At 64.7% G+C, this 24,944-nt stretch carries 21 protein-coding genes; 3 read left to right on the top strand and 18 right to left on the bottom strand.

Going from position 1 to position 24,944, the window contains the following annotated elements:
• Positions 1-14: 14 nt before the first annotated feature.
• The 16 genes from rpsG to HDC94_RS03915 form a co-directional block, all read right to left on the bottom strand.
• Positions 15-485 carry a 30S ribosomal protein S7 gene (gene rpsG / locus HDC94_RS03990; protein ID WP_179495065.1) on the bottom strand — a complete coding sequence of 157 codons (471 nt, stop codon included), beginning with the start codon at positions 483-485 and terminating at the stop codon, positions 15-17.
• Positions 485-859, bottom strand: a complete 375-nt coding sequence (rpsL, locus tag HDC94_RS03985; RefSeq protein WP_179495063.1) for a 30S ribosomal protein S12 — start codon at positions 857-859, stop codon at positions 485-487. The genes rpsG and rpsL overlap by 1 nt, the downstream gene beginning before the upstream one ends.
• A 235-nt stretch (positions 860-1,094) precedes the next feature.
• Positions 1,095-1,547, bottom strand: a complete 453-nt coding sequence (locus tag HDC94_RS03980) for a DUF6121 family protein (RefSeq protein WP_179495061.1) — start codon at positions 1,545-1,547, stop codon at positions 1,095-1,097.
• Positions 1,513-2,340 carry a hypothetical protein gene (locus HDC94_RS03975; RefSeq protein WP_179495059.1) on the bottom strand — a complete coding sequence of 276 codons (828 nt, stop codon included), beginning with the start codon at positions 2,338-2,340 and terminating at the stop codon, positions 1,513-1,515. Before HDC94_RS03975 ends, HDC94_RS03980 begins: the two co-directional genes overlap by 35 nt.
• A 76-nt stretch (positions 2,341-2,416) precedes the next feature.
• Positions 2,417-3,217, bottom strand: a complete 801-nt coding sequence (locus HDC94_RS03970) for a hypothetical protein (RefSeq protein WP_179495057.1) — start codon at positions 3,215-3,217, stop codon at positions 2,417-2,419.
• Positions 3,214-3,924 carry a hypothetical protein gene (locus HDC94_RS03965; protein ID WP_179495055.1) on the bottom strand — a complete coding sequence of 237 codons (711 nt, stop codon included), beginning with the start codon at positions 3,922-3,924 and terminating at the stop codon, positions 3,214-3,216. Before HDC94_RS03965 ends, HDC94_RS03970 begins: the two co-directional genes overlap by 4 nt.
• Positions 3,921-4,916, bottom strand: a complete 996-nt coding sequence (pilM, locus tag HDC94_RS03960; protein WP_179495053.1) for a type IV pilus assembly protein PilM — start codon at positions 4,914-4,916, stop codon at positions 3,921-3,923. The genes HDC94_RS03965 and pilM overlap by 4 nt, the downstream gene beginning before the upstream one ends.
• On the bottom strand, positions 4,909-5,742 hold the full coding sequence (locus HDC94_RS03955) for an A24 family peptidase (protein WP_306457266.1): 834 nt from the start codon (positions 5,740-5,742) through the stop codon (positions 4,909-4,911). Before HDC94_RS03955 ends, pilM begins: the two co-directional genes overlap by 8 nt.
• Positions 5,739-7,616 carry a hypothetical protein gene (locus HDC94_RS03950; protein WP_179495051.1) on the bottom strand — a complete coding sequence of 626 codons (1,878 nt, stop codon included), beginning with the start codon at positions 7,614-7,616 and terminating at the stop codon, positions 5,739-5,741. The genes HDC94_RS03955 and HDC94_RS03950 overlap by 4 nt, the downstream gene beginning before the upstream one ends.
• Positions 7,610-8,215 (bottom strand): type II secretion system protein J, encoded by a 606-nt coding sequence (locus tag HDC94_RS03945; protein WP_179495049.1) that lies wholly within the window; start codon positions 8,213-8,215, stop codon positions 7,610-7,612. Before HDC94_RS03945 ends, HDC94_RS03950 begins: the two co-directional genes overlap by 7 nt.
• Entirely contained in the window at positions 8,212-8,631 is a 420-nt protein-coding gene (locus HDC94_RS03940) for a hypothetical protein (protein ID WP_179495047.1), read from the bottom strand. The genes HDC94_RS03945 and HDC94_RS03940 overlap by 4 nt, the downstream gene beginning before the upstream one ends.
• 109 nt (positions 8,632-8,740) lie before the next feature.
• A complete protein-coding gene (locus HDC94_RS14760) occupies positions 8,741-9,157 on the bottom strand; it encodes a type IV pilin protein (protein ID WP_179495045.1) in 417 nt (138 codons plus the stop codon).
• A gap of 141 nt (positions 9,158-9,298) precedes the next feature.
• On the bottom strand, positions 9,299-10,546 hold the full coding sequence (locus HDC94_RS03930) for a type II secretion system F family protein (RefSeq protein WP_179495043.1): 1,248 nt from the start codon (positions 10,544-10,546) through the stop codon (positions 9,299-9,301).
• Positions 10,543-12,102: a type IV pilus twitching motility protein PilT gene (locus tag HDC94_RS03925; RefSeq protein ID WP_308495622.1), complete on the bottom strand. Its 1,560-nt coding sequence runs from the start codon at positions 12,100-12,102 to the stop codon at positions 10,543-10,545. Before HDC94_RS03925 ends, HDC94_RS03930 begins: the two co-directional genes overlap by 4 nt.
• Positions 12,103-12,104: 2 nt before the next feature.
• The gene (locus HDC94_RS03920; protein ID WP_308495621.1) at positions 12,105-13,772 is read right to left on the bottom strand and encodes an ATPase, T2SS/T4P/T4SS family; all 1,668 of its coding nucleotides are present in this window, start codon (positions 13,770-13,772) and stop codon (positions 12,105-12,107) included.
• Between the two features lie 107 nt (positions 13,773-13,879).
• Positions 13,880-14,290, bottom strand: coding sequence for a hypothetical protein (locus tag HDC94_RS03915; RefSeq protein ID WP_179495041.1), 411 nt, complete (start codon positions 14,288-14,290; stop codon positions 13,880-13,882).
• A 168-nt stretch (positions 14,291-14,458) separates the two neighbouring features.
• Here HDC94_RS03915 and HDC94_RS03910 point away from each other — a divergent pair, with 168 nt between their 5' ends.
• Genes HDC94_RS03910 through HDC94_RS03900 form a run of 3 tightly spaced genes read left to right on the top strand, consistent with a single transcriptional unit; the run spans position 14,459 to position 17,324 of the window.
• Positions 14,459-15,118: a response regulator transcription factor gene (locus tag HDC94_RS03910; protein ID WP_179495039.1), complete on the top strand. Its 660-nt coding sequence runs from the start codon at positions 14,459-14,461 to the stop codon at positions 15,116-15,118.
• 14 nt (positions 15,119-15,132) lie between these two features.
• Positions 15,133-16,329, top strand: coding sequence for an ATP-binding protein (locus tag HDC94_RS14755; protein WP_179495037.1), 1,197 nt, complete (start codon positions 15,133-15,135; stop codon positions 16,327-16,329).
• Entirely contained in the window at positions 16,326-17,324 is a 999-nt protein-coding gene (locus HDC94_RS03900; RefSeq protein WP_179495035.1) for a hypothetical protein, read from the top strand. The genes HDC94_RS14755 and HDC94_RS03900 overlap by 4 nt, the downstream gene beginning before the upstream one ends.
• A 146-nt stretch (positions 17,325-17,470) precedes the next feature.
• On the opposite strand, the gene HDC94_RS03895 is transcribed toward HDC94_RS03900, so the two are convergent.
• Together HDC94_RS03895 and rpoB are read right to left on the bottom strand one after the other, a co-directional pair.
• Positions 17,471-21,352, bottom strand: coding sequence for a DNA-directed RNA polymerase subunit beta' (locus HDC94_RS03895; protein WP_179495033.1), 3,882 nt, complete (start codon positions 21,350-21,352; stop codon positions 17,471-17,473).
• A 48-nt stretch (positions 21,353-21,400) separates the two neighbouring features.
• Positions 21,401-24,925 (bottom strand): DNA-directed RNA polymerase subunit beta, encoded by a 3,525-nt coding sequence (gene rpoB, locus HDC94_RS03890; protein WP_179495031.1) that lies wholly within the window; start codon positions 24,923-24,925, stop codon positions 21,401-21,403.
• Between the last annotated feature and the right edge of the window lie 19 nt (positions 24,926-24,944).

The following is a 24,944-nucleotide window of genomic DNA, read 5'->3' as shown; positions in this document are numbered from 1 at the left end:
CGATCAACGTTTGATTACCAGCGGTAGTGTGCGAAGGCGCGGTTGCTCTCGGCCATCTTGTGGGTGTCCTCACGACGCTTGACTGCTGCGCCGAGGCCGTTCGAGGCGTCGAGGATCTCGTTGGTGAGACGCTCGGTCATCGTCTTCTCGCGGCGCGACTTGGCGTAGCTCGTGAGCCAGCGGAGGGCGAGGGTGTTGGCGCGGTGCGCCTTGACCTCGACCGGAACCTGGTACGTCGAGCCACCGACGCGGCGGGACTTGACCTCGATGGTGGGGCGCACGTTGTCGAGCGCCTTCTTGAGCGTGACGACGGCGTCTCCGCCGGTCTTGGCCGAAACCTGCTCGAGCGCGCCGTAGACGATGCGCTCGGCGAGGCCCTTCTTGCCGTCAAGAAGAATCTTGTTGACGAGCTGGCTGACGATCGGTGCGCCGTAGACGGGATCTGCGACGACGGGGCGCTTGGGAGCTGGACCCTTACGAGGCATTACTTCTTCTCCATCTTCGCGCCGTAACGGCTGCGAGCCTGCTTGCGGTTCTTGACTGCCTGGGTGTCGAGGGCGCCACGGACGATCTTGTAGCGAACGCCGGGGAGGTCCTTCACACGGCCGCCGCGGACGAGCACCATCGAGTGCTCCTGCAGGTTGTGGCCCTCGCCGGGAATGTAGGCGGTGACCTCGGTGCCGTTGGAGAGCTTGACACGGGCGACCTTGCGCAGAGCCGAGTTCGGCTTCTTGGGCGTGGTCGTGTAGACGCGGGTGCAAACGCCGCGCTGCTGCGGGTTGGAACGAAGGGCGGGAGCCTTGGTCTTGACGACCTTCGGCGTGCGGCCCTTGCGCACCAACTGCTGAATGGTGGGCACTGAATAACTCCTTGTAGTTGCTGCACGGTGACAGCGGGTTGATGTTTGAGCATCTGACCCAACGCACGCCGGAACTGCACGTGCTGTGTGGTTGGGTATGCCGTGGGGGCCGCCCAGGCGGGCGAATCCCGTGATGTGGAGTTGTCGTCCCTCGCGCGGCCGCTTTACGCAGGCATACGACAAGGGCGCGACAAAGCGCACACCCGATCGAGAATAGCCCCCTGACGGGCCTCGGTCAACTGGTTCCGCTCCCAGCGGACCGGGCGAGAGCCCAGGTCGCGACCACAGCCAGTCCCGCGAGTATGGCGGCCGCGGCCGTGAAGGGGCTGAGTGCGAAATGAGCGCTGGCAAGCAGCATCCAACTGAGGGATCCACGGATGAGCGCATAGCCGACCGCCCCCACCAGGGAGATCGCGACGAGAGCGAAAAGAGCAGTCACGAACGCGCCGGGCCAGGGGTTCGCACGGCGGGTCGAGCGCGAGCATCCGAGCCAGTTCACGACGCCCGCGGCGGCGACCATGACCACCCCGAGGAGTGGGCCGGCATCCGGGTAGTCGATCACATCCCGATCGAGGGCGAGGCTCAGGAAGCCCGACGCCGCCACGACCGCGGCCAGGTAGGTGACCGTCACGAGGACGGGCAGCAGCCTCGGGTCAGCTGGCGGTGGAACCCGGATAGGCGCGCTCATACTCCGCCCTCGTCTCGGCCACTTCGCGCTCCCAGGCCTGACGGGCCTCGACGTTGCGGACGGTCACCTTGCGACCGCGCCGCGCGATGAGCGAGCCCGTCCACAGCGAGACTTCCCGGGCGATGAGCGTCGCAACGATCACGACCGGATCGACGAGACCCTGCTCGAACATCTGCGCGGCCTCCTCCGGCGTGCGCAGGATGGCGCCGTTGGCGAGCATGACCGAACCGATCGTTCCGAAGTAGACGAACAACGCGACGAGGATGCTGCCGAAGATGTAGGCCCACCAGTTGGCGCGGTTGGCGAGCAGAACCAGCAGCACGAAGCCGATGACGAAGAACAGCGTCGGCAGGTAGAAGGTGCCCTGCGCGAGGAAGTTGAACGTGAAACCGCCGCCCTGGGCGAGGCTGATGAACGCCGTCGCGAGGGCGAAGGCGCCGAAGAAGATGACTCCGGATGCCACGGCGATCGCCGCGCCGACACCGCGGTTGCCCTTGCGAGCGGGCGGTGCCGGGGTGTGCACGTACACGACCTGCGGGGTGGACGTCTCGGAGACGTAGACGGGCTCTGCTGCGACGGTCGGTGTCGGCTCGGGGGCCGGGGCGGGTTCCGGGCTCGGGGTGGGTTCCGGCACGACGGCCTCTGGCTGATCGGCCGGCGGTGCGGGTTCGACGAGTTCGACGGGTTGAGCTGCTGCGGGCTCCACGACCGTGGCATCCTCGACGATCACCGCATCCTCGATGACTTCGTCCTTCTTGGCTCTGGGCCTGCGGGAGGGTGTCGGCTCGCTCATGCGGTCAGCCTATAACGGGACACACCCCGCCGTCAGGGGGATGACGGCGGGGTGCGCCCGGCTTGCGCCCGCCCCGCTAGGGGGTGGGAGTCTCGGTGGGGGTGGGGGTGGGCTCAGGTGACGTGGTGTCGTCACCACGCGTCAGAACGTCATCCTGATCGAGGAGAACGTAGGCGAGGCCACTCACCGTGCCCCGGGGCGGCGGTTGGCTGGCGTCCATCTTGAACCCACTGACGAGGAAGAGCCTCTTCATCGATTGCAACGCTGATGCCATCGTCAGGAGCTGCTCTGGTTCCCCGACGAACTCGATCGTCACGGGCACGGTGACGAACTGGCCCGACCCCAGTAGCGCGAGGTCAGCGGGATCCACCTCCACGATGCCTGCGGTGGGGTCGGCGACTGCAGGCGCAGCGCCGGTCGCATCGGTGGCCGCTGCGTCGGTCTCGGATGGCGTCGAATCATCCGTGGCGTCCGTGCTCTCCTCACCATCGGCTGGGTCAGTCACCGGCTCGGCCGGTTCCGCGGACGCGGGGACGAAGGTGGCGGCATCCTCGAACCGGATCGTGCTGATGACAACCCCGGACGCCGCGGCTGCGGCGGAGATATCCCTGACGAGATCCGACTGTGCTGTGTCGGCGGGAATCGCGATCGCCAACTCGTCGAGCTGTGCGCGGAGGGCAGCGATGTTCTCATACTCGGCTTTGAGCGATGCGAGGGTCGCCTCGTGGACCGAGTTCTGGTCAGCTACTTCCGCGCGATCGGCTTCGTTTCCCGCTGCCTCCGCGAGAACGGGAGCAACAGCCACGAACCAGCCCAGTACGAGTATCGCAACAATGACAAGTGACCCGCCTATCTGCCAGAGTCGTCGTGCGTTCACTGGGTCACCTCCTCGGCGTTCGCGAGCACGCTCTCGTCGAAGTAGATGACGAGGTTCGACGTGTAGATGCCTGCGTTCTCCACAGTCTCAACGTGGACGATATTCGTGACACCGGTGACGTTGGCCGCAATGGAATCCACGGCGCTTGCAATATCAGGGGCCACTGGGCTTGCGAACGACACGTCCATCGATGCGATACGGGCACCCTGAAGCGGAACCGTTGCTTGCGGGAACGCGGTGGTGGGTGTGGCCGACACAATGTCGACGTTCTGCAGGACCATGCCGGGGGGCTGCGCGCTGATCACCTCTCGAATGATGGCTGGCCAGTCGACCTCGGTCGAGAGCGCAACACGTTCTGCCGCTTCGCTGGCCGACACTCGGGCCTGCACCTGCCGCACCTCGATGAACTCGCCCTGCTGTGCCAGGAGATCGAGCGTGCGCTCCTGCTCGGAGGCAAGAGCCGATGAAGTCTGTATGGCGAGGAGGCTCGCAAAAGCAAAGCCTCCCGCGACGAGAACAACGGCGAGGACTGCCAGCAGCAGGATGGTGGACCGCGCCGCTGCGGTCCGCCTCCTCTCGTGCACCTCCGGAGGGAGGAGGTCCACTCGAGGGACAGCCCCCGTCACCTCGGCGGGCTTGCGTTGGACCGTCTTGCTTCGCTGCTCTGCCCGAACCGGGCGGGTCTCCTTGACTCGCGACCCGCTCATGCTGCGCTCCGCATCGCGAGGCCGAGCGCCACCGTCATGCGAGGGTCACTCGCTGGGTCGGCCACGCTCGTCGGCAGCTGAGTCATGTCCGCGAGCGCGTGTGCGAAGCCCGTGAGTTGGGCGCCTCCGCCTGTGATGACGATCTGGGACACCGGTGACGGATGGGCGCTCGCGTAGTAGTTGAGGGTGTTGCGCAGGCCTGTGAGCAACTGCCCGGCTTCGGTCACGATGATGTCTGCGATCAGTCTGTACTCCGGATCGACATGCCCGAGGGGTATACCGAGCGCGACTTTGACCTTCTCAGCTTGATCGCGTGAGAGATCCGCTCGCTCGATGAGAGCGCTCGTCACGTCATCGCCCCCAGCAGGGATGATTCGAACGAACTGGGGAATTCCACTGACCGCGATGGAAACATTGGTGGTAGTGGCACCCACGTCGACGAACGCCACCGTCTGGGGCGTCGATCCGTCAGCGAGCAGTCGAGTGAGTGCGAAAGGGATCAGGTCGACCGCGACGGTTTCAAGGCCCGCGAGACGAACTGCCGATACGTTGGCCATGACCACGTCCTTGAGGGCGGCGATCAGCAGTCCGTTGATCACCGGCCCTGATTCTGCCGTTGCCGTGGAGACCGGGTAGAAATCCAGGATCGCGTTGGCGACGGGTACCGGGAGGAGGTCCTGGACCTGGAAGGGCAGGCTCTCTCTGATTTGGGCGTGGGGCATTGCGGGCACTGTCAGGTCACGTGCGAGTACGCGGGGGTTGCCCATTCCCAACACGACCTTCTTGGTCTTGAAACCCCCAGTACTCCACAGGCGCTTGATCGCGGCACCCACCGTATGAACCTCACGAACCTCGCCGTTGACGATCGCGCCCTCGGGCACCGTTACCTCCGCAGAGCGGAGAACCCGGGCGTTCGGGCCGTCAGGACTGTCAACCTCAACACCACGAATGACTCCGTAGCCGAAGTCCACACCTACTACTCGATTACCCATTGGCTCCCCCTGCCAGTCCGACAAAATGCGCATAGGACTGCCCTACGGCGGCCCCCCAGAAGATTCCGATCCACGCGCCCGCGAGCATCCACGGCCCGAAGGGCACCCCGGATTTACGGGAGACCTTGCGAGCGATGAGCAACACGAGCGCGAAAACACCGCCGAGCACGAACGCGGCAAACGTTCCAACGATGAGCGCCGGCCACCCGACCCAGGCGAGTGCGACTCCAAGAAGGGCCGCGAGTTTGACGTCGCCCATGCCCATCCCGCCTCGAGAGACGAGAGCAAGCAGGAGGTAGAAGACGAACAGCGCGGCCCCACCGATCGCCGCTCGAAGAAGGGGCTCGAACTCGCCCCGGAGAACGGATGCGACCCCCAGCAGAACGATCACCCCGACGAGGGATGGCATCACGATTCGGTTCGGCAACGTCGAGGTGTCGATGTCGATCAGCGCGAGCGAAATGCTCACGGCGGTCAGGCCTAGGTACGTGATGAGCACAATAATGTCGGCCGCGAAACCGACCGGCGATGTCGCCTGCGGCAGGAAGAGCCACGTGACGGGGACGAAGGCGAGTGCTGTGCCGAGCTCTACAAGGGGATACCGCACCGATATCGGCGCTCCGCAATCGCGGCATCTTCCCCTCAGCATCACCCACGAGAACACCGGAATGTTGTCTCTGGGTCGGATACTTGCACCGCACCCCGGGCACGCGCTGCCGGGATGGACGAGGGAGAGCCTTCGCGGCACGCGATAGACCACCACATTGAGGAAGGAGCCGATGAGCGCGCCGAAGATGCCCGCTGCGACCAGTGCGATGACCATCATCCGATGTCGTATCTGCTGGTGATGGTCGCGGAGGTACTCGAGGAACCACTGGATTGCCCCGGAACCTGGATGCCCGGAATCGTCATGATCGCGCGCTTGATGAGGAGACCAGCGGGGTAGGACGAAGTTCCGGCGTAGATCTGCCCATCCATGCTCTGGTCCTTGTTCCTGATCGACACCTCACACGGCGTGTAGAGGAATACCCTCGACGAGTTGCTGACGATGAACTTGTCGAATCTGAGATTCGGACCACCCGAGCAGTTCGGGGAGAGCTGGCCGGGCGAGTTCGTGGGGTCCGGCTCGACCCACCTCACGCCGGGGGAGTCCGAAGGCGAAACGAGCATGAGCGCCCAGGGACCACCTGTCGAACTTACGCGGGTCTCGTTGCTCCAGTCGATGCCGTAGGGTGCCATGATTGCCACGTCGCCCTTGAGGTTGATCGAGACGTTGGACCCCGGGAGTGCATTGGTACAGGGCAGCTGAAGGAGCACCTTCGTGCCCGAGGAGTACCCCGCCAGGATCGAATTCAGCTGAGATTGCCAAGTATTTCCACTTGAGCACACCGACGTCGGAACGGCGGGCTTGGCCCATCCGTTCCAGTTCGATGCGATGGCAGACGCGCTCGAGAAGATCTGGGGAAATCCCTGGCGGGGTGGTTTGTCGACGGAGACCGTGTGAGTGCGAGTGCCGAGATTCGCCGAGTTGGCTGGGCTGAAGGTGGCAACGGAGGTCGGTGGCATCGGCAGAACGAGCTCATTTGTGCACTTGGTCCAGTAGTTGCTGGTCGACGTGACGCTACAGGTGTTGGCCTTGACGATATTCGAGTCGTTCTTGCTCGAGATGGAACCGTAGATGCTCACGGCACCGGTGACCCGCGAACCCAGCATCGTCAGATTGCCATTGAGCGAGGTGACGGCGGCTGGGCGAGGGGTTTCGTCATTGTTCGGCAAGGTCACACTGTTGCGAGCGTAGAGAGAGCCAGCAATGGGCGAGCCGTTGCTCGCGAGGTTGATCGAGCCATTGAGGGACCACACTGAGCCGCAGACATTCGTGGAGTTGCCGCTACCGCAGTTGTAGTTGGATTTGTTGGTGGTGGTGACGTCCCCGTTTGCTACGACGTTCCCGAGAATACGAGCTTTGTTGATGGCCGCCCACCCAACCGCGTAGACGTCTCCTGCAATCCTGACGTCGGACTGGACAAGGTCCACGTTTCCACCTGACCAGATCGAGGACAGGGACTGGCAGGTGTTGTCGATGGTGATGTTGCCGCGAGCGAAGATCGTGCCATCGATGCGCGTCTGCGTCGCACAGGTGAAACTGCCATTGGTGTAGACGTTGCCGTCGAGAACGCCCGGTGCCGAGCCCGCAACCTGGGTGTCGTTGGTGAGAAGGAGGCCGGATTCGGTGAAGATTGCCTTATCGAGCAGCGTTCCTGAGGTCGCGAGGACGATGTTCGCGACCGCCCCAACCTGATGGGAGTTGGCGGCAGCGGTCTTGGACGTGATCGACGAGAAGCCGGTGGAGACAATGGTGGCTTTCGCGGGACTCCCCGAGGCGGTGGTGCCACAGGTCAGCGCATTGCCCGCGGCATTCACGTAGCTGATCGTGACGCTGAATGACGGATCTGACGTGCGGAAGTCGCCCGAGCAGGGGAAGTAACTCCGATTGAACTCTCCGAGGGCCCAGTCGATCCCTGCCTCCGCCGACGCCTTTGACTGGACACTGGCGCGTGACGCTACCGTGACGCTGCTGGCAGCGAAGATCGAAGTACCGATGACGGCGACGACGACCATGGAGATCGCCATGAGGGCGACGACAGTAACGAGGGCGGCACCGCTCTGTTCACGCCTGAGACGAGTGACGATGGTCAGCATGTGGATGGTCCCGTTCCCGAAGTCGTGGGCAGTGACTGCTTGCTGATGCGATTGTTCACGAGTGCCGGCGCTCCGTCGGAGCCAGCCGAGACCTGAATGGAGACGCTCAGCGTATTGCCCGAGACGGCGAACGGCGCAGTCGATCCCGGTGCGGCTGTCACCCCCTCGGTGAGCAAGCTCCAGCCTGCGAGGCTCGCGGCCGAGAGGTTGTTGGGCGCCGCGATGGCGGTTTGTGCCGATCGGTAGTAGACGTTGCCAGTGGGGGCGATGAGCCAGGAACGACACTCCCAGGTAGCAACCCCGGCAGTGGTGAAGGTGCCGGTTCTGGTCACCAGGCGCTGACCCACCGCCGATGCCGTGGGAACGGAAACCGAGGAAGCTGTGCGCACCCCGTCTTCGATAGAGGCGACGACGACTTGGGCTCGGCTCGTTGCACTACCCATCGCGGTGATGTCGCGCTGACTCGTCAATCCCGTGATCAGGAGCGAGCCGGCGATGGAGGACACGATGGCGAGGAGCATCGCGTAGATCAGAAGCTCGACCAGGCCGATGCCGGCGTCGTGCGAGCGAGCTGTCGTTGATTCACTCTGCTCGGTCATGGCGCCACATACACGATCGTCGAAGCGCTCGTCACGGCGGCGCCGGTTGATGAGTCGACCACCGTGATCGTCATGCGCTCCGATCCCGACTTCGCGAGGTTGGTCGGGCAGGTGAACGTTCTGGTCACCGTGAGGGTGACATTGCGCGCGGTGTCCACTACGCGGTCGAGACTGGCGTCTGCTCGGGATCGGAACGCCTCGATGGCGGCGCAGTTAGCAGGCTGGAGCTGACGCAACTGGTCGAACTGTTGGTCGAGAAGCTGGTTGGCTGTGGCCAGTGTCGTATTGGCCCGTGTTGCGTAAAAGCTGTTGATCAGGAAGGGCAGGAAGGCGATAGCGATGAGCGCGATGATGAACATGGAGACAACGATCTCGATGAGTCCTACGCCAGTCTCGTCGTCGGTGATGCTGTTCATGCTTCCCTCCCCCCAGAGATCGCGTGCGTGGTGCTATGAAGCTGTGTTGCTTAGATGGCAGCGGATGCCAGGATAAAAAGCCAAGCATCCGCCGCCATCTAGGTGCGAACTACTCGCAGGCGTCGCCCTCTTCGGTGGCCGAGAGGTCCGTCGCTACGAAAGTCTTGTCACTGCCGGCAAACGATGCGCTCACGCAGAACGTAGAACCTGCGCCGGGAACGTAGCTGAATACGAGCTCATCACTCGGCGCGAAGACCGTGGCCGGAGTCTTGCCGTTTTCGGCCGCGGGAAGCGACCCGGTTGCGGTGTAGTGAGCCACAATTGCCGTCTTCGCGTCGGTCACAGTGGTCTTCGCGGTGTTCTCGCGCGCCGTCGCCTGGACGTTGATGAAGATCGGGATGGCGATTGCCGCAAGGACACCGATGATCAGGACGACGATCAGGAGCTCGATGAGCGTGAAGCCCTTCTCGCCCTTCTCTACGCGCTTGCGGGCTGCCGTGAGGCTGTTGTTGAGTGCAGTAAACATTGTGATCCTGTTCCGTTGGGTTAACTGGACAGGAGGTGTAATTCCCCCTACGACCAACTGTGCGGGGTACACCGCCGCGCCGGAATCCCGCGAAAGGGGGGGATTGGCCTCCGACACCACCCCAGTTGTGGGGGACGCGAGCTAGCCGTTCTGGACTTCTGCGATGATGCCGAACATCGGCATGTAGAGCGCGACGATCATGCCTCCGATGACGATGCCGAGGAAGGCGATCATGAGGGGCTCGATGAGGGCTGTCAGCTGGTCGGTCATCGACTCGACCTCACTGTCGTAGAACACGGCAATCTTCTCGAGCATGGGCTCGAGCGCTCCGGCATCCTCTCCCACCGCCATCATCTGGGTGACCATGGAAGGGAATACCGGTTCCGTCATCAGGGGCCCGGCAATGGTCCCGCCCGTGCGCACCGAGTCCTGAACGCGCAGCAGGGCCTTCTCGATCACCATGTTGCCGCTCGTTTCTCCGACGATTGACAGCGATCTCAGAATGGGAACGCCGGACCCGATCATCGTCGAGAAGTTTCGGGCGAATCGTGCGATCGCAATCTTGGCGGACAGCGCCCCGAAGACTGGAGCCTTGAGTTTCAAGGGGTCCACGAAGTTGCGCACGGACTCTTTGTGCTTATTGCGTCCCCACCAGACGGCAGCGGCCACGATGACCACAGCGGTGAGGGGTGCAAGCCACACCATCGCTGCGGAGAGCCCCACCAGGAACTGTGTAGGCAGTGGAAGTTCGCTGCCGAGGTCACCGTACATTTTGGCGAAGACGGGCACGATGAAGATCAGCATGAGCGCGACGCCGAGTATCGCCATGATGAGCACGATCACGGGGTAGGTCAACGCTGCCTTGACCTTGTCACGCAGCTTGACCTCCTTCTCGAAGTTCATGGCGATCGCGTCCATTGACTTCTCGAGGAAGCCACCGGTCTCCCCTGCCCGAATGAGGTTGATCATGAGGGGCGGAAATACCCGTTCATGCCGTGCGAAGGAGTCTGAGAGCGAATGACCCGTTTCGACGTCGGAACGAACATCGTTGAGTGTCTTCGCGAGCTTCTTGTTCTCGGTCTGCGTTGCCAGGATGTTGAGCGTCTGCAGGATCGAGAGGCCGGCGGATATCATCGTCGACATCTGGCGGCTCATGATTGCCAGATCCTTGAGACCGACTCCCCTCTCGAGGCCGGGAATCGTTATCTCAGTCTGGAGACCCGTGCCGGCTCCGACCTCGCGGATGCCGAGGGGCGCAACGCCCATGGTTGTGAGGCGAGCGAGTACCGCGGACTCTGAACCCGCCTCGATGCGGCCCTTGACGACTTTGCCACGCGCATCCCGTGCTCGGTACTCGTACATCTGGGCGGTAGCGCTGCCTGCCATCATCGACCCCCTGAGAATGCGTCGCCGAAGTCGATACCGGAGTCTCCGATCGTCGGTCTGGCCTCCGGACGGCGCACGAGGCGCGCAAAGCCCTCGGCATCATGCACTTTGTCCATCGCAGCCCTGTGAGTGATCTGACCCTCGTTGACGAGGTCGGCGAGGTGTTGGTCCATTGTCTGCATTCCCAGCCCGCGACCGGCCTGTAGTGCTGTCGGAATCTGGTATGTCTTGCCCTCGCGTACCAAGTTCGCGATAGCGGGGGTCATGAAGAGAATCTCGGTCGCCACGACACGGCCCGTCCCGCTCGAGTGCTTGACGAGTGTCTGGCACATCACTCCCTGAAGCGTCGCGGCGAGTTGTGTGCGCACCTGACCCTGCTGGTGGGGCGGGAAGACGTCGATGATGCGGTCAACGGTCTGTGGTGCATCCTGCGTGTGGAGAGTCGCGAACACGAGGTGACCGGTCTCCGCTGCGGTGAGGGCGGTCGAAATCGTCTCAAGGTCGCGAAGCTCACCAATCAGGATGACGTCCGGGTCCTGGCGCAGGACGTGCTTGAGTGCCTCAGCGAAGCTGTGGGTGTCCTGACCGACCTCGCGCTGGTTGACGAGCGATTTCTGATTCGAGTGCACGAACTCGATCGGGTCCTCCACCGTCATGATGTGGTCGGCACGTGTGCGGTTAACGAGGTCGATGAGGGCAGCGAGGGTTGTCGATTTGCCAGAGCCGGTAGGTCCGGTGACGAGAACAAGACCGCGAGGAAGCTTGGCGAACTCACCCACGACTTGGGGCACGCCGAGGTCAGCGAGCTGCTTGACTTCGGTTGGAATCAGTCGGAATGCGCCGCCGATCGCCCCTCGCTGCTGGTAGAAGTTCACACGGAAGCGGGCGTTGGCGGAAATCGAGAATGCGAAGTCGAGCTCCAGTCTCTCCTCGAAGCGCTCGCGCTGCTCAGCACTCATGATGCTGTACAACGCGTCAGTCACCTTGTGTCGAGCCCACGTCTCGGCGCCTGCAATCGGTCGGAGTGAGCCATCCACACGGATCATGGGCGGCGCGTTGACCGAGACGTGGAGGTCTGATGCACCGTTGAGAAGGACCTCTTGCAGCGCCGCCATCAGGTCAGGGTCGCCACGCAGTGACGTGGCCTGCTGGGCAGGACTGGGCGTCGGCGCAGTGGGGGGCGGTGCGTTCATGAACTGCGCGGCCGGCGTGGGGGCTCCCTGCTGCGGGAATCCGCCTGTCGGTGGAGTTGCAGGCTTTCCCTGCTGCGGGAATGCACCGGTCGCAGGGTAGGCCGGCGACGAGCCCGGTGCTGGCGGGGTGGCAGTGGGCGCAGCGGGTGAGCCAAAGGGCGGCGGCGGTGCGGCAGCGGGCGCGGGAGCCGCCTGGGGCGGCGGGGCGGCGGCAAGGGGGTTCGCGGCACCGGCCGGCGGCGGCGTGGTTCCGGGCGGCGGACCGTAGGTGGGGATGCCGCCGGTAGGTGTCACTCCGGGTGGGGGTACCGGCGCGGCATCCCGAAGTCCCTGGTTAACCGGAATCTCGTAGATCGGCTTGTTCACGGTTATGCCACCACTCTCAGGATTTCTTCGATCGAGGTCAGTCCCATTTGCGCCTTCGCCCAGCCGTCCTGACGGAGCGTGTGCATGCCTTGGCTGCGGGCCGTGCGCGCGATCTCTGCGCTTGAGGCGCGCGCGACAGCGAGGCGTTCGATCTCCTCGGTCACCGTCATGACCTCGTGGAGGGCGAGTCGGCCGCGGTATCCGGTGTTGGAGCAGCTCGCGCATCCGACCGGTCGATACAGCTGGCCCATGGGCTGGCCGAGTTGGTAGCCGAACCCCAGGTTCGCGATCTCCGCCGGATCGTGGTGGTACGGCTCGCGGCACCGCTCGCACAGCCTTCGCGCAAGGCGCTGGGCGACAACACAGTCGAGCGCCGAGCCGACGAGGAAGGGCTCGATGTCCATCTCGGTGAGACGGGTAACGGCACTGGGTGCGTCGTTGGTGTGCAGGGTCGACAGAACGAGGTGGCCGGTCAGCGATGCCTCGATGGCGATCTGCGCCGTCTCGTGGTCACGGATCTCACCCAGCAGCACGACATCAGGGTCGGAGCGCAGGATGCTGCGCAGCGCGCTCGCGAAGGTGAGACCCGCCTTGGGGTTCACCTGCACCTGGTTGATGCCCGCCATGCGGTACTCGACAGGGTCCTCGACGGTGATGACGTTGATCTCCGGCCGGGCCACCGCGTGGAGCGTCGTGTAGAGCGTTGTCGACTTACCCGAACCCGTCGGGCCCGTGACGAGGATCATGCCGTAGGGCTTCGAGTACGACCGGCGGTACGCCTCGAAGTTCGCGGGGAGCAAGGCAAGCTCGGACATGTCCATCGTCGACGAGTTGTTGTCGAGGATTCGCATGACGACCTTCTCGCCCCACACGGTGGGGAGGGTCGCGACGCGGAGATCGATCTTGCGGCCACCATGACTCACCGACATCCGGCCGTCCTGCGGCTTCCGCCGCTCGGCGATGTCGATGTCGGCCATGATCTTGAGGCGCGAGATCACGCCGTTCTGGATGTTCTTGGGGGCACGCTGCATCTCGTGCATGACGCCGTCGATGCGGTACCGAACGCCCATGTCGTACTCGGCCGGCTCGATGTGGATGTCGGATGCCAGGTCCTGGATGCCCTGGCTGATGAGCAGGTTCACGAACCGAACGATGGGTGCGTCATCCTCGCGGGCCTCCGTCACGCCCTGTTGGCGCACGAGCTCAGCAGCCGAAGCCGCCGCTTCCTCCTCGATTGCCGAGGAGAGGCTGCTCAGCTCACCGTCGGCTCGGATGTACCTGTCGAGTGCGGCTCGCAGATCGGTGAGCTCGGCGACAACGCACTTGACGGGCTGGCCCGCGAGCGCTCGCACATCGTCGATCGCCAGGATGTTTCCGGGGTCCGCGACGGCGAGAATCAGATACCCGCCTGCGAACCCCACCGGCAGGACGTCGTACCGCCGACACAGCGCCGCCGGGACGACTCCAACCGCACGAGCGTCCACGGGGTAGTCGAGGAGCTCGACGAACGGCATCCCTGCCTGGGCTGCGCGCGCTGCAGCGACCTGCGCGGTGGAGATGCGTCCGCGATCCATGAGGTCGGCGACGAGAGCATCATCGTCAAGACCGATATCGATGCTCTCGATCGGCATGATCCCGTGCAGGATGAGAATCTCAGCGAGAGACGCCACGAGTTCACCCCCCAGCGATAGCGACCTCTCTAGCTAACCGCGCGAGTTGGTCCCTGTCACCCCCGCAACCGGGGGGTCAGGCCTGCTTCGGGGGGATTCAGGCCACCTCAGGAACCAACCCGCGCGAGCACTCTCTCGACCTCACGGGCGGTGAAGTCGACAAGTCTTGGCTCCACACACTCGACGAGAACATCGACGAGGTCGTCGAGCCGGGCCCGCACGGTGTCCGCGACGTAGCGGCGAACGCAGTCGGGACTCGAACCGTAGTTCACCCCGTCGATGGGCTGCTCGTCGAGGTGGAGGTAGATCTCATCGGCGGCGATGTCGAGGGATGCCGCAAGCTGGTGCACCACCTCGTGCGGCCAGGCCATGACATCCATCTGGCCGGCAAGGATCGACGTGGGGCATGTCATGCACGTGCTGGATGAACCCTGCCCGGGAGGCGTCCAGTCCGCCACGGACTCGCACCACCCGGACAGGATGCCGCCCAGAAGGTCATCAATTGCGGTTCGGTTCACGGGACGGCTCCGTAGCTCTTCGGGTAGTTTCATCGTGGCAGTGGACAGAACGGTGTATCAGTCGTTGTTTTCACTGACACCCGTTTGGGGGGTTGGCCTCGTGCGACGTCACACCATCCCCCGATTCGTGGCATTCTCAGGAGAGTCCAACGGCCGCACGGAGGAGAGATGAGCGAGAGCACGGAGGGTCACCAGCTGCGCATCGCGCACGTCGACGACCACGAGACGGTGCAGCTCGGTTTCGCGTCCCTCCTGCAGGACCAGGACGACATCGTGCTCGTACGTTCGGCGACGAGCGTGGATGACATCCTCCCGCTCGTTCCCACCCTCGACCTGGTCGTGCTCGACATCCGCCTCTCCGACGGCTCGACGGTGGCCCACAACCTCGCCGTGCTGCTCGAGGCCGGCGCCAGAGTGCTTGCGTTCACCGCAGCAGACAACGCCGCCGAGTTGCGGGCCGCCTCACGCGGCGGGGTGCTCGGCATCGTGCGCAAGTCCGAGGCCCGCGAGACGATCATCGACGCGGTGCGCGCGGCCGCCCGCGGCGCAACCGTTGCGACGACCGAGTGGGCTGCCGCGCTGGACGCCGATCCCAACCTGTCGTCCGCGGGTCTTAGCCCGAAGGAGCGCGAGGTGCTCGCCCTGTACGCGGCTGGCGACAAGTCCGTCACCGTCGCCCACCGGGCCGGCCTCTCCTCGGGCACCGTCGCGGAGTACGTGCGGAGGATCCGCCACAAGTACGCGATGGCGGGGCGCCCCGCCCACACGAAGGTCGACCTCTATAAGCGCGCGGTCGAGGACGGCATCCTCCCCTCCCCCGAGTCCTGACGCGAGCATCGACCGTGACCGCCAGCATCGTCGTGACCGAACCGTCCGATCGCACGAGCGCCACCGTGCGCGTGGCGCGCACCATCACGGTCATCACCGGCGTCGGTGCCCTGATCCTCGGCATCATCTCGCTCGGCTCAATCCTCGGTGGCATGGCATATCTGACGCCGCCATTCACCCTCGTGGCGGTGTGCGTGATCTACGGCGGGTACCTCGTGCTCACCGTCATCACCATGACCTCAGGGCTCCGGGTCATCCGCTTCGCCCATGGCGCCTACGCGACGCTCTTCGTTCTGACCCAGGTGGCGATGATTCCGGCTCTCGGCCCGCTGCCGTTCCCCGATGGCGTGAGCCCGTGGCTACTCGAGATGGCCGCGATCGGTGCGGTCAGTGCGGTCGTGGCCTGGGACACGGCAGCGGCTTGGGCGTACCTGCTCCTGCTGTCGGTGCTCGAGGCCCCGCTGCGCTGGCTCACGCGCAGCGAGGACGGCTGGGATGTTCCGCTGCAGTACGCGGTCCTCACGCTGATTCTCGGTGGACTGTTCACCGCTCTCGCGATCGCCGCCATGCGCAATGCCGCGGCGGTCGACGCCGCCACCAGCGCGCTGCGCGTGGCGGCGGCGCGCTCGGCCGCCGCCACCGCGAGAGCGCAGGAGCAGGCCCGTCTCGACGCCCTCGTGCACGACGAGGTCATGAACACGCTGTACTACGCGTCGCGCGGGGACGCCCAGCTCGAAGCGCCGCTGAAACGACAGGCCACGGCGGCCCTCGCCGAGTTGGAGATGCTGCGCAACGGGCGAACGGATGTCACGACCGGTGTCACCCCGACCGAGTTCGTGTCGCGCATCCGATCCGTCGTGCTCGAGGCCTCGATCGATGTGGACTTCTCGGCTCACGGAGTACGTGAACTCGATGTGCCTGGTGAGGTCGCGGCCGCCTTCGCCGAGGCGACCTCGGAGGCCGCGCGCAACAGCGTCACCCACGCCCCCGGGGCGCTGCGTCAGGTGACTGTTCGTTTCTCCCCCGGCGTCATCGAGGTGCGTGTGCGCGACAACGGTCCGGGCTTCGACGCCCACGAGGTCGCGCCGCATCGCCTCGGGATCCCCGTCAGCATTCGCGGCCGCCTCGCCGCCATTCCCGGTGGGCACGCGACGGTGATCTCCGAGAGGGGTCGCGGAACGCTGGTCACCCTCACCTGGAGCGAGTCGTGAGCACGACCCGCCTCGACCAAGTCGCCCTCACAGGCAGGGGTACCCACATCCTCCTGTGGGCCTACGTCGCGACGAGTGCGGTCTTGGCCATCTGGAGCATCGGTGAAGTGGTATCCCCCTGGCCGACGCTCGTCGGACTGGGGGTGCTGGTCGGTGTTGGCTTCCTGCTCATGTTCGACTCCGCGGAGCCCCTGCACCGTTCGACCGCACTCATCGCCGTGATCGCGTGGGTCGCCGTGGCATTCCTCATCTCGTGGCAGCTCGAGCAGGCGGGCGGGCACTCGCAGTGGTACTACGGTGCGGGAACCGTGACGATGTTCTTCATCGGACTGCGTGGTCGGCTCGGCATTGCGTGGGTCGGTTTCGTGGCCCAGTCCCTGGTGATCGTGTTCTGGGGCTCCACGACCGATTTCGGAACCCTGACGGCGCTCCTGCTGGTCGGCAAACAACTCCCGATCCTTCTTGTGGGGACCCTCTTCACCGTGGGACTCCGGCGCACGACCGCGACCATCGCGCGGTTGACCGAGAAGACGTCCAACCGCGCCGTCGTCGAGGCCGCACAGCTTGCGAGCACCGACGAACGCAACGCGCGCCTGCAGGAGCTCGACGCGATCGCGACCCCGCTGCTCGCCCGCCTCGTGGACGGAACGCCTCTGACCGAGGCCGACCGACTGGAGTTCGCGGTCGCCGAGGCGGAGCTGCGCGACGGGTTGCGTGCCCGCGCGCTGACGGTGCCCGCTGTCGTTTCTGCGGCGAGGGCCGCACGCAAGCGCGGGGTGCAGGTCGTGCTCCTCGACGACCGCTACCCCGATGTCCCGGATGCCACGACCCTCGCCGCCATCACAAGCGAGCTGGTCGAGGCGCTGGGCGCGGCCACCGCGGGCCGGGTGGTCGCGCGCCTGCTGCCCTCCGGGCGTTCCGAGGCCGCCACGATCCTGAGCGACAGCGGAACGGAGCAGGAGCACCGGGTGGTGCTGGAGCCGGCGGCATCCTGAGCTCGGACCGGCGCGGACACAGGAAAGGCCCCGTCACGCTCGGTGACGGGGCCTTTCCTACTTAATGCTCTGAGGTTTCGACAGGCCACCCGGCAGGGGCGGCCGCTCAACCTGATCCGGCGCGGGGCTCTCGCCCCGCGCGCGAATCAGCTGTACGTGCCGGGCGTGAAGTCGTCGGAGCTGAAGCTGTCGAAGTCGACGAAGCTCAGGTCGGACTCGCTCACACCGAGGTCGTCGGCGAAGATGCGGTTCGGGTAACGCTCGGCCCGAGCCTCCTCGGTCGCCTCGACCGACACATCGCGGTAGCGCGGGAGACCCGTGCCCGCCGGGATGAGCTTTCCGATGATGACGTTCTCCTTGAGGCCCATCAGCGGGTCGGACTTGCCCTCCATGGCGGCCTGCGTGAGAACACGCGTGGTCTCCTGGAATGATGCGGCCGACAGCCACGACTCCGTCGCGAGCGACGCCTTCGTGATACCCATGACCTCCTGGCGAGCCGAGGCGGTCTTCTTGCCCTCGGTCAGCGTCGAGCGGTTGATCTCGTTGTACTTCTGACGGTCAACGAGCTCACCGGGCAGCAGGTCGGTGTCGCCGTGGTCGACGACGGTGACCTTGCGGAGCATCTGGCGGACGATGACCTCGATGTGCTTGTCGTGAATCGGCACACCCTGCGAGCGGTAGACGCCCTGCACGCCATCCACGAGGTGCTGCTGCACCGCACGGACACCCTTGACGCGAAGAACTTCCTTCGGGTCGAGGTTTCCGACGTGGAACTGCTGGCCGAGCTCGACGTGCTGGCCGTCCTCGACGAGGAGGGTTGCACGACGAAGCACCGGGTACGCGATCGGCTCGTCGCCGTTGTCCGGCGTGAGGATGATCTTGCGCGTGCGGTCCGTGTCCTCGATCGTGACGCGACCAGCGGCCTCGGCGATCGGGGAAGCGGTCTTCGGCGTACGAGCCTCGAAGAGCTCGGTCACACGGGGCAGACCCTGGGTGATGTCATCCGCCGATGCCACACCACCGGTGTGGAAGGTACGCATCGTCAGCTGGGTTCCGGGCTCACCGATCGACTGGGCCGCGATGATACCGACGGCCTCGCCGATGTCGACGAGCAGGCCGGTCGCGAGCGAACGGCCGTAGCAGACCGCGCACACACCGACGGCGGACTCACACGTGAGCACCGAGCGCACCTTGATGTTGTGCACACCAGCGGCGAGCAGCGTGTCGAGGAGCACGTCACCGACGTCGGAGCCAGCGGCCGCAATGACCGTGCCCTTGTCGTCAACGGCGTCCGCGGCGAGGCTGCGGGCGTAGACGGAGTTCTCGACGTTGGAGTCGAGCACCCAGGTGCCATCGGCGTCCTGAGCTGCGATCGGCATGTCGAGACCCTTCGACGTGCCACAGTCGTCCTCGCGGATGATGACATCCTGCGAGACATCGACGAGGCGACGCGTGAGGTAACCCGAGTCGGCGGTACGAAGTGCGGTGTCGGCCAGACCCTTACGGGCACCGTGAGTCGAGATGAAGTACTCGGCCACGGTCAGGCCCTCCTTGTAGGAGTGCACGATCGGGCGAGGGATGATCTCACCCTTCGGGTTCGACACCAGACCACGCATACCGGCGATCTGTCGGACCTGCATCCAGTTACCACGTGCACCGGAGGAGACCATGCGGTTGATGTTGTTATCAACGGCGAAGTTCTCCTGCATGGCGGTGGCGACCTCTGCGGTGGCCTTGTTCCAGATCTCGATGAGCTCCTGGCGACGCTCGGCGTTGGTCGTCAGACCCTTGTCGAACTGGTCCTGGACCTTCGCGGCCTGCTTCTCGTAGCTCGCGATGATCTGCGGCTTGTTCGGCGGGGTCACGATGTCGGAGAGCGCCACGGTCACACCGGAACGGGTTGCCCAGTGGAAACCGGCATCCTTGATCCGGTCGAGAGCTGCAGCAACCTCGACCTTGGGGTAACGCTCGGCGAGATCGTTGACGATCGCCGAGAGCTGGCCCTTGTCGGCCACGGCCTCAACGTACGGGTAGTCCGTCGGGAGCGCCTCGTTGAAGAGTGCGCGGCCGAGCGTGGTCTGGAGCAGCTGCGTCTTGCCCTGCACGAAGCCCTCGGGCGCGGCGCCCTCGGCGAAGTACAGGCCGTCGAGACGGATGCGAACCATCGCGTTGAGGTCGAGCGTGTGCTGGTCGAACGCGAGGATCGCCTCGGCGATCGACGAGAACGCGCGGCCCTCACCGGTTGCACCCTCCTTGACCGTGGTCAGGTGGTGCAGGCCGATGATCATGTCCTGCGTGGGCAGGGTCACCGGGCGACCGTCGGACGGCTTCAGGATGTTGTTGCTCGCGAGCATGAGCACGCGGGCCTCAGCCTGGGCCTCCACCGACAGCGGAAGGTGCACGGCCATCTGGTCACCGTCGAAGTCAGCGTTGAACGCTGCACACACGAGCGGGTGGAGCTGGATGGCCTTGCCCTCGACGAGCTGCGGCTCGAACGCCTGGATGCCCAGGCGGTGAAGGGTGGGTGCGCGGTTCAGCAGAACGGGGCGCTCGCGGATGATCTCCTCGAGCACGTCCCACACCTGCGGGCGCGAACGCTCGACCATGCGCTTGGCGCTCTTGATGTTCTGAGCGTGGCTGAGGTCGATGAGGCGCTTGATCACGAACGGCTTGAACAGCTCGAGTGCCATCTGCTTGGGCAGACCGCACTGGTGGAGCTTGAGCTGCGGGCCGACGATGATGACCGAACGACCGGAGTAGTCGACGCGCTTTCCGAGCAGGTTCTGGCGGAAACGACCCTGCTTTCCCTTGAGCATGTCGCTCAGGGACTTGAGGGCGCGGTTGCCGGTACCTGTGACGGGGCGTCCACGACGACCGTTGTCGAACAGCGCGTCAACGGCCTCCTGCAGCATGCGCTTCTCGTTGTTCACGATGATCTCGGGAGCACCGAGGTCGAGCAGGCGACGCAGGCGGTTGTTGCGGTTGATCACACGACGGTAGAGGTCGTTGAGGTCGGAGGTCGCGAAGCGGCCACCGTCGAGCTGCACCATCGGGCGCAGCTCCGGCGGGATGACCGGAACGACCTCGAGCACCATGGCTGCCGGCGAGTTGCCGGTCTGCAGGAAGGAGTTGACGACACGGAGGCGCTTGATGGCGCGGATCTTCTTCTGACCCTTGCCGTTGGCGATCTCGTCGTGCAGCTTCTCGCTCTCCGCGGCGAGGTCGAAGGCCTGGAGGCGCTTCTGGATCGCCTCGGCACCCATGTGGGCCTCGAAGTAGTCGCCGAAGCGGTCCTGCAGGTCCTGGAACACCGAGTCCTCGGGCTTCAGGTCGCCGACCTTGAGGTTGCGGAAGTCATCCCACACACGCTCGAGCTGGGCGATCTGCTCGTCGAACGACTTGCGGATCTGGCCCATCTCCTTCTCGGCGCCGTCCTTGGTGCGACGCTTCTGGTCTGCCTTGGCACCCTCGGCCTCGAGGGCCGCGAGGTCCTGCTCGAGGCGCGCGAGACGGTCGGCGATGCGAGAGTCGCGCTCGTTCTCGAGGGTCTTGATCTCGAGGAGGATCTCCTTCTCGCGGGCGGGGAGCTCTGCGTGACGCAGGTCCTCGTCCACCGAGATGATCATGTACGCGGCGAAGTAGATGACCTTCTCGAGGTCCTTCGGCGCCATGTCGAGGAGGTAACCGAGGCGGCTCGGAACACCCTTGAAGTACCAGATGTGGGTAACGGGAGCAGCGAGCTCGATGTGGCCCATGCGCTCACGACGGACGGAGGACTTGGTGACCTCCACGCCGCAGCGCTCGCACACGATGCCCTTGAAGCGGACTCGCTTGTACTTACCGCACGAGCACTCCCAGTCACGGGACGGCCCGAAGATCTGCTCTCCGAAGAGGCCGTCCTTCTCGGGCTTGAGGGTGCGGTAGTTGATGGTTTCGGGCTTCTTGACCTCGCCGTGCGACCACTTGCGAATGTCATCCGCTGTAGCCAGGCCGATCTTGATCTCGTCAAACGCGTGAACGTCGAGCAATTTTTCTTCTCTCTTCGAAAACTGAAGTAGTCGTATCGGTGGCGGGGCTTAGATCTCGTCGATCGACGAGGACTCGAAGCGCGTGGAGATGTTGATGCCGAGCTCCTCCGCGGCACGGAAGACCTCGTCATCCGTGTCCCGCAGGTTGACGGTCGAGCCGTCAGCCGAGAGAACCTCGACGTTCAGGCACAGCGACTGCATCTCCTTGATGAGCACCTTGAAGGACTCCGGGATGCCCGGCTCCTGGATGTTCTCACCCTTGACGATGGCCTCGTACACCTTGACGCGACCGAGGATGTCGTCCGACTTGATCGTGAGGAGCTCCTGGAGCGCGTACGCGGCACCGTATGCCTCGAGCGCCCAGACCTCCATCTCACCGAATCGCTGGCCACCGAACTGCGCCTTACCACCGAGCGGCTGCTGGGTGATCATCGAGTAGGGGCCCGTCGAGCGAGCGTGGATCTTGTCGTCCACCAGGTGGTGGAGCTTCAGGATGTACATGTAACCGACCGAGACCGGCGCCGGGAACGGCTCACCGGAGCGACCGTCGAACAGACGCGTCTTTCCGGAGGAGTCGATCAGGCGCTCGCCGTCACGCGTGAGGGTGGTCGAGTCGAGGAGACCTGCGATCTCCTCCTCGAGCGCACCGTCGAACACGGGGGTCGCAACCTTGGTGCCGGGGGCGGCACTGCGAGCGGACTCCGGCAGCTGGGCGGCCCACTCGGGGTTGCCCTCGACCTCCCAGCCCTGCTTGGCGACCCAACCGAGGTGGGTCTCCAGCACCTGGCCGAAGTTCATTCGACCGGGGATACCGAGCGGGTTGAGGATGATGTCGACCGGGGTTCCGTCGGCGAGGAACGGCATGTCCTCCACCGGCAGGATCTTTGAGATAACACCCTTGTTGCCGTGGCGGCCTGCGAGCTTGTCACCAGCGGTGATCTTGCGCTTCTGGGCGATGTAGACCACGACGCGCTGGTTGACGCCCGAGCCGAGCTCGTCGTCGTTGTCCGCGTTGAACTCCTTGACCGCGATGATCGTGCCCTCTTCACCGTGAGGAACCTTGAGCGAGGTGTCACGCACCTCGCGGCTCTTCTCGTTGAAGATCGCGCGCAGCAGGCGCTCCTCTGCGGAGAGCTCGGTCTCACCCTTCGGCGTGACCTTGCCGACGAGGATGTCGCCGGGGCGAACCTCTGCACCGATGCGGATGATTCCGCGCTCGTCCAGGTCGGCGAGGAGCTCAGGGCTCACGTTGGGGAGGTCACGGGTGATCTCCTCCTTGCCGAGCTTGGTGTCACGGGCATCCACCTCGTACTCCTCGATGTGGATCGACGAGAGAACGTCGTCCTTCACGAGGTTCTGGGACAGGATGATCGCGTCCTCGAAGTTGTGACCCTCCCAGGTCATGAAGGCCACGAGGAGGTTCTTTCCGAGTGCGAGCTCACCGTTCTCCGTCGCGGGGCCGTCGGCGATGACCTGACCGGCCTCGACGCGCTCACCCGCGCTCACGATCACACGGTGGTTGTAACTCGTGCCCTGGTTGGAGCGGTCGAACTTGCGGAGGTAGTAGTCCTGGGTGCCGCCCTCGTCGAGCTGCACCGTGACGACATCCGCCGACACCTCGGAGATGACGCCGGCCTTGTCTGCCGTGAGCACGTCACCGGCGTCGATGGCCGCAAAGCCCTCCATACCGGTTCCGACGAGCGGCGACTCGCTGCGCAGCAGCGGAACAGCCTGACGCTGCATGTTGGCACCCATGAGTGCGCGGTTCGCGTCGTCGTGCTCGAGGAACGGGATGAGGGATGTCGCGACCGACACCATCTGGCGGGGCGAGACGTCCATGTACCCGACGGACTCGACCGGAACGAGGTCGACCTCGTCACCCTTCTTACGGGCGAGCACGTGGGACTCGGCGAACTTGCTGTCCGCGGTGAGCGGTGCGTTTGCCTGGGCGACGACGAAGTCGTCCTCCTCGCTCGCGGTCAGGTAGTCGATGGTCGACGTGACCTTGCCGTTCACGACCTTGCGGTACGGGGTCTCGATGAAACCGAACGCGTTGATGCGTGCGAACGATGCGAGCGAACCGATCAGACCGATGTTCGGGCCTTCCGGGGTCTCGATGGGGCACATGCGGCCGTAGTGCGACGGGTGAACGTCACGGACCTCGACGCCTGCGCGCTCACGGGACAGACCACCCGGGCCGAGCGCCGAGAGACGACGCTTGTGGGTGAGACCCGCGAGCGGGTTGTTCTGGTCCATGAACTGCGAGAGCTGGGAGGTTCCGAAGAACTCCTTGATCGCGGCGACGACGGGACGCACGTTGATGAGCGTCTGCGGCGTGATGGCCTCGATGTCCTGCGTGGTCATGCGCTCGCGAACGACGCGCTCCATGCGGGACAGACCGGTACGGACCTGGTTCTGGATGAGCTCACCCACGGCACGGATACGACGGTTGCCGAAGTGGTCGATGTCATCGACGTCGAGGCGAACATCCACCTTCTTGCCGTCGCGAACACCCTTGATGGTGACCGCGCCATTCTCACCCGTCGAAACGAACGGCGAGGACGTGTCGTGCAGCGAGACGAGGTACTTGATCGTCGCGATGATGTCCTCGACGGTGAGCACCGACTCCTTGATGTCGGCGTCGAGACCCAGCTTGCGGTTGATCTTGTAACGACCGACCTTCGCGAGGTCGTAGCGCTTCGGGTTGAAGTAGAAGTTGTCGAGGAGCGCACGTGCGGCCTCCGCGGCAACCTGCTCGCCCGGGCGGAGCTTGCGGTAGATGTCCTTGAGCGCCTCTTCCTTCGTGAGGATGGCGTCCTTCTCGAGGGTCAGCTCGATCGACGGGAAGCCCTTGAACTCCTCGAGGATCTGCTCGCTCGTGAGGCCCAGGGCCTTGAGGAACACGGTGACCGACTGCTTGCGCTTGCGGTCGATGCGAACGCCGACCTGGTCACGCTTGTCGATCTCGAACTCGAGCCATGCGCCACGGCTCGGGATGATGCGCGCGGAGTAGATGTCCTTGTCGGACAGCTTCTCGGGGGTGCGGTCGAAGTAGACACCGGGCGAACGCACGAGCTGGGAGACGACGACACGCTCGGTGCCGTTGATGATGAACGTGCCCTTCTCCGTCATGAGGGGGAAGTCACCCATGAAGACGGTCTGGGTCTTGATCTCACCCGTGAGGTGGTTCATGAACTCGGCGTTCACGTAGAGCGGAGCAGCGAACGTCTTGCCGCGCTCCTTGCACTCGTCGATCGTGTACTTGGGCTCTTCGAGCTCCGGCTCGGCGAACGACAGCTGCATGGTCTCGCCGAGGTCCTCGATCGGGGAGATCTCCTCGAAGATCTCCTCGAGGCCGCTGCGAGTGGCGAGGTCGGTACGACCGGCGGCTTCTCCGGCTGCGACCCGCTCCTTCCAGGCATCGTTGCCGACGAGCCAGTCGAAGCTCTCGGTCTGCAGTGCGAGCAGATCGGGAACGGTCAGGGTGTCGGTGATTTTCGCGAAGGACAGGCGGGATGCGTTCCGGCCATTCTTCGGGGACTTCTTGGTGGACGTGGTGCGCGCAGCAGCCAAGGAACTAACCTCCGTGGGC

Source organism: Leifsonia sp. AK011, from assembly GCF_013410945.1.
In the GTDB taxonomy this organism is placed as follows: Bacteria; Actinomycetota; Actinomycetes; order Actinomycetales; family Microbacteriaceae; genus Rhodoglobus.
Note: the sequence above shows the minus strand (reverse complement) of the source record. Positions and strands in the feature narration are given on the sequence as shown.

What these genes read in the sequence shown, in the direction of transcription:
- HDC94_RS03940 (WP_179495047.1), bottom strand. Translation starts at nt 8,631, where the DNA reads ATGAACAGCATCACCGACGACGAGACTGGCGTAGGACTCATCGAGATC.
- HDC94_RS03975 (WP_179495059.1), bottom strand. Translation starts at nt 2,340, where the DNA reads ATGAGCGAGCCGACACCCTCCCGCAGGCCCAGAGCCAAGAAGGACGAA.
- pilM (WP_179495053.1), bottom strand. Translation starts at nt 4,916, where the DNA reads ATGGGTAATCGAGTAGTAGGTGTGGACTTCGGCTACGGAGTCATTCGT.
- HDC94_RS03980 (WP_179495061.1), bottom strand. Translation starts at nt 1,547, where the DNA reads ATGAGCGCGCCTATCCGGGTTCCACCGCCAGCTGACCCGAGGCTGCTG.
- HDC94_RS14760 (WP_179495045.1), bottom strand. Translation starts at nt 9,157, where the DNA reads ATGTTTACTGCACTCAACAACAGCCTCACGGCAGCCCGCAAGCGCGTA.
- HDC94_RS03945 (WP_179495049.1), bottom strand. Translation starts at nt 8,215, where the DNA reads ATGACCGAGCAGAGTGAATCAACGACAGCTCGCTCGCACGACGCCGGC.
- HDC94_RS03965 (WP_179495055.1), bottom strand. Translation starts at nt 3,924, where the DNA reads ATGAGCGGGTCGCGAGTCAAGGAGACCCGCCCGGTTCGGGCAGAGCAG.
- HDC94_RS03955 (WP_306457266.1), bottom strand. Translation starts at nt 5,742, where the DNA reads ATGATGGTCATCGCACTGGTCGCAGCGGGCATCTTCGGCGCGCTCATC.
- HDC94_RS03930 (WP_179495043.1), bottom strand. Translation starts at nt 10,546, where the DNA reads ATGATGGCAGGCAGCGCTACCGCCCAGATGTACGAGTACCGAGCACGG.
- HDC94_RS03910 (WP_179495039.1), top strand. Translation starts at nt 14,459, where the DNA reads ATGAGCGAGAGCACGGAGGGTCACCAGCTGCGCATCGCGCACGTCGAC.
- HDC94_RS03950 (WP_179495051.1), bottom strand. Translation starts at nt 7,616, where the DNA reads ATGCTGACCATCGTCACTCGTCTCAGGCGTGAACAGAGCGGTGCCGCC.
- rpsG (WP_179495065.1), bottom strand. Translation starts at nt 485, where the DNA reads ATGCCTCGTAAGGGTCCAGCTCCCAAGCGCCCCGTCGTCGCAGATCCC.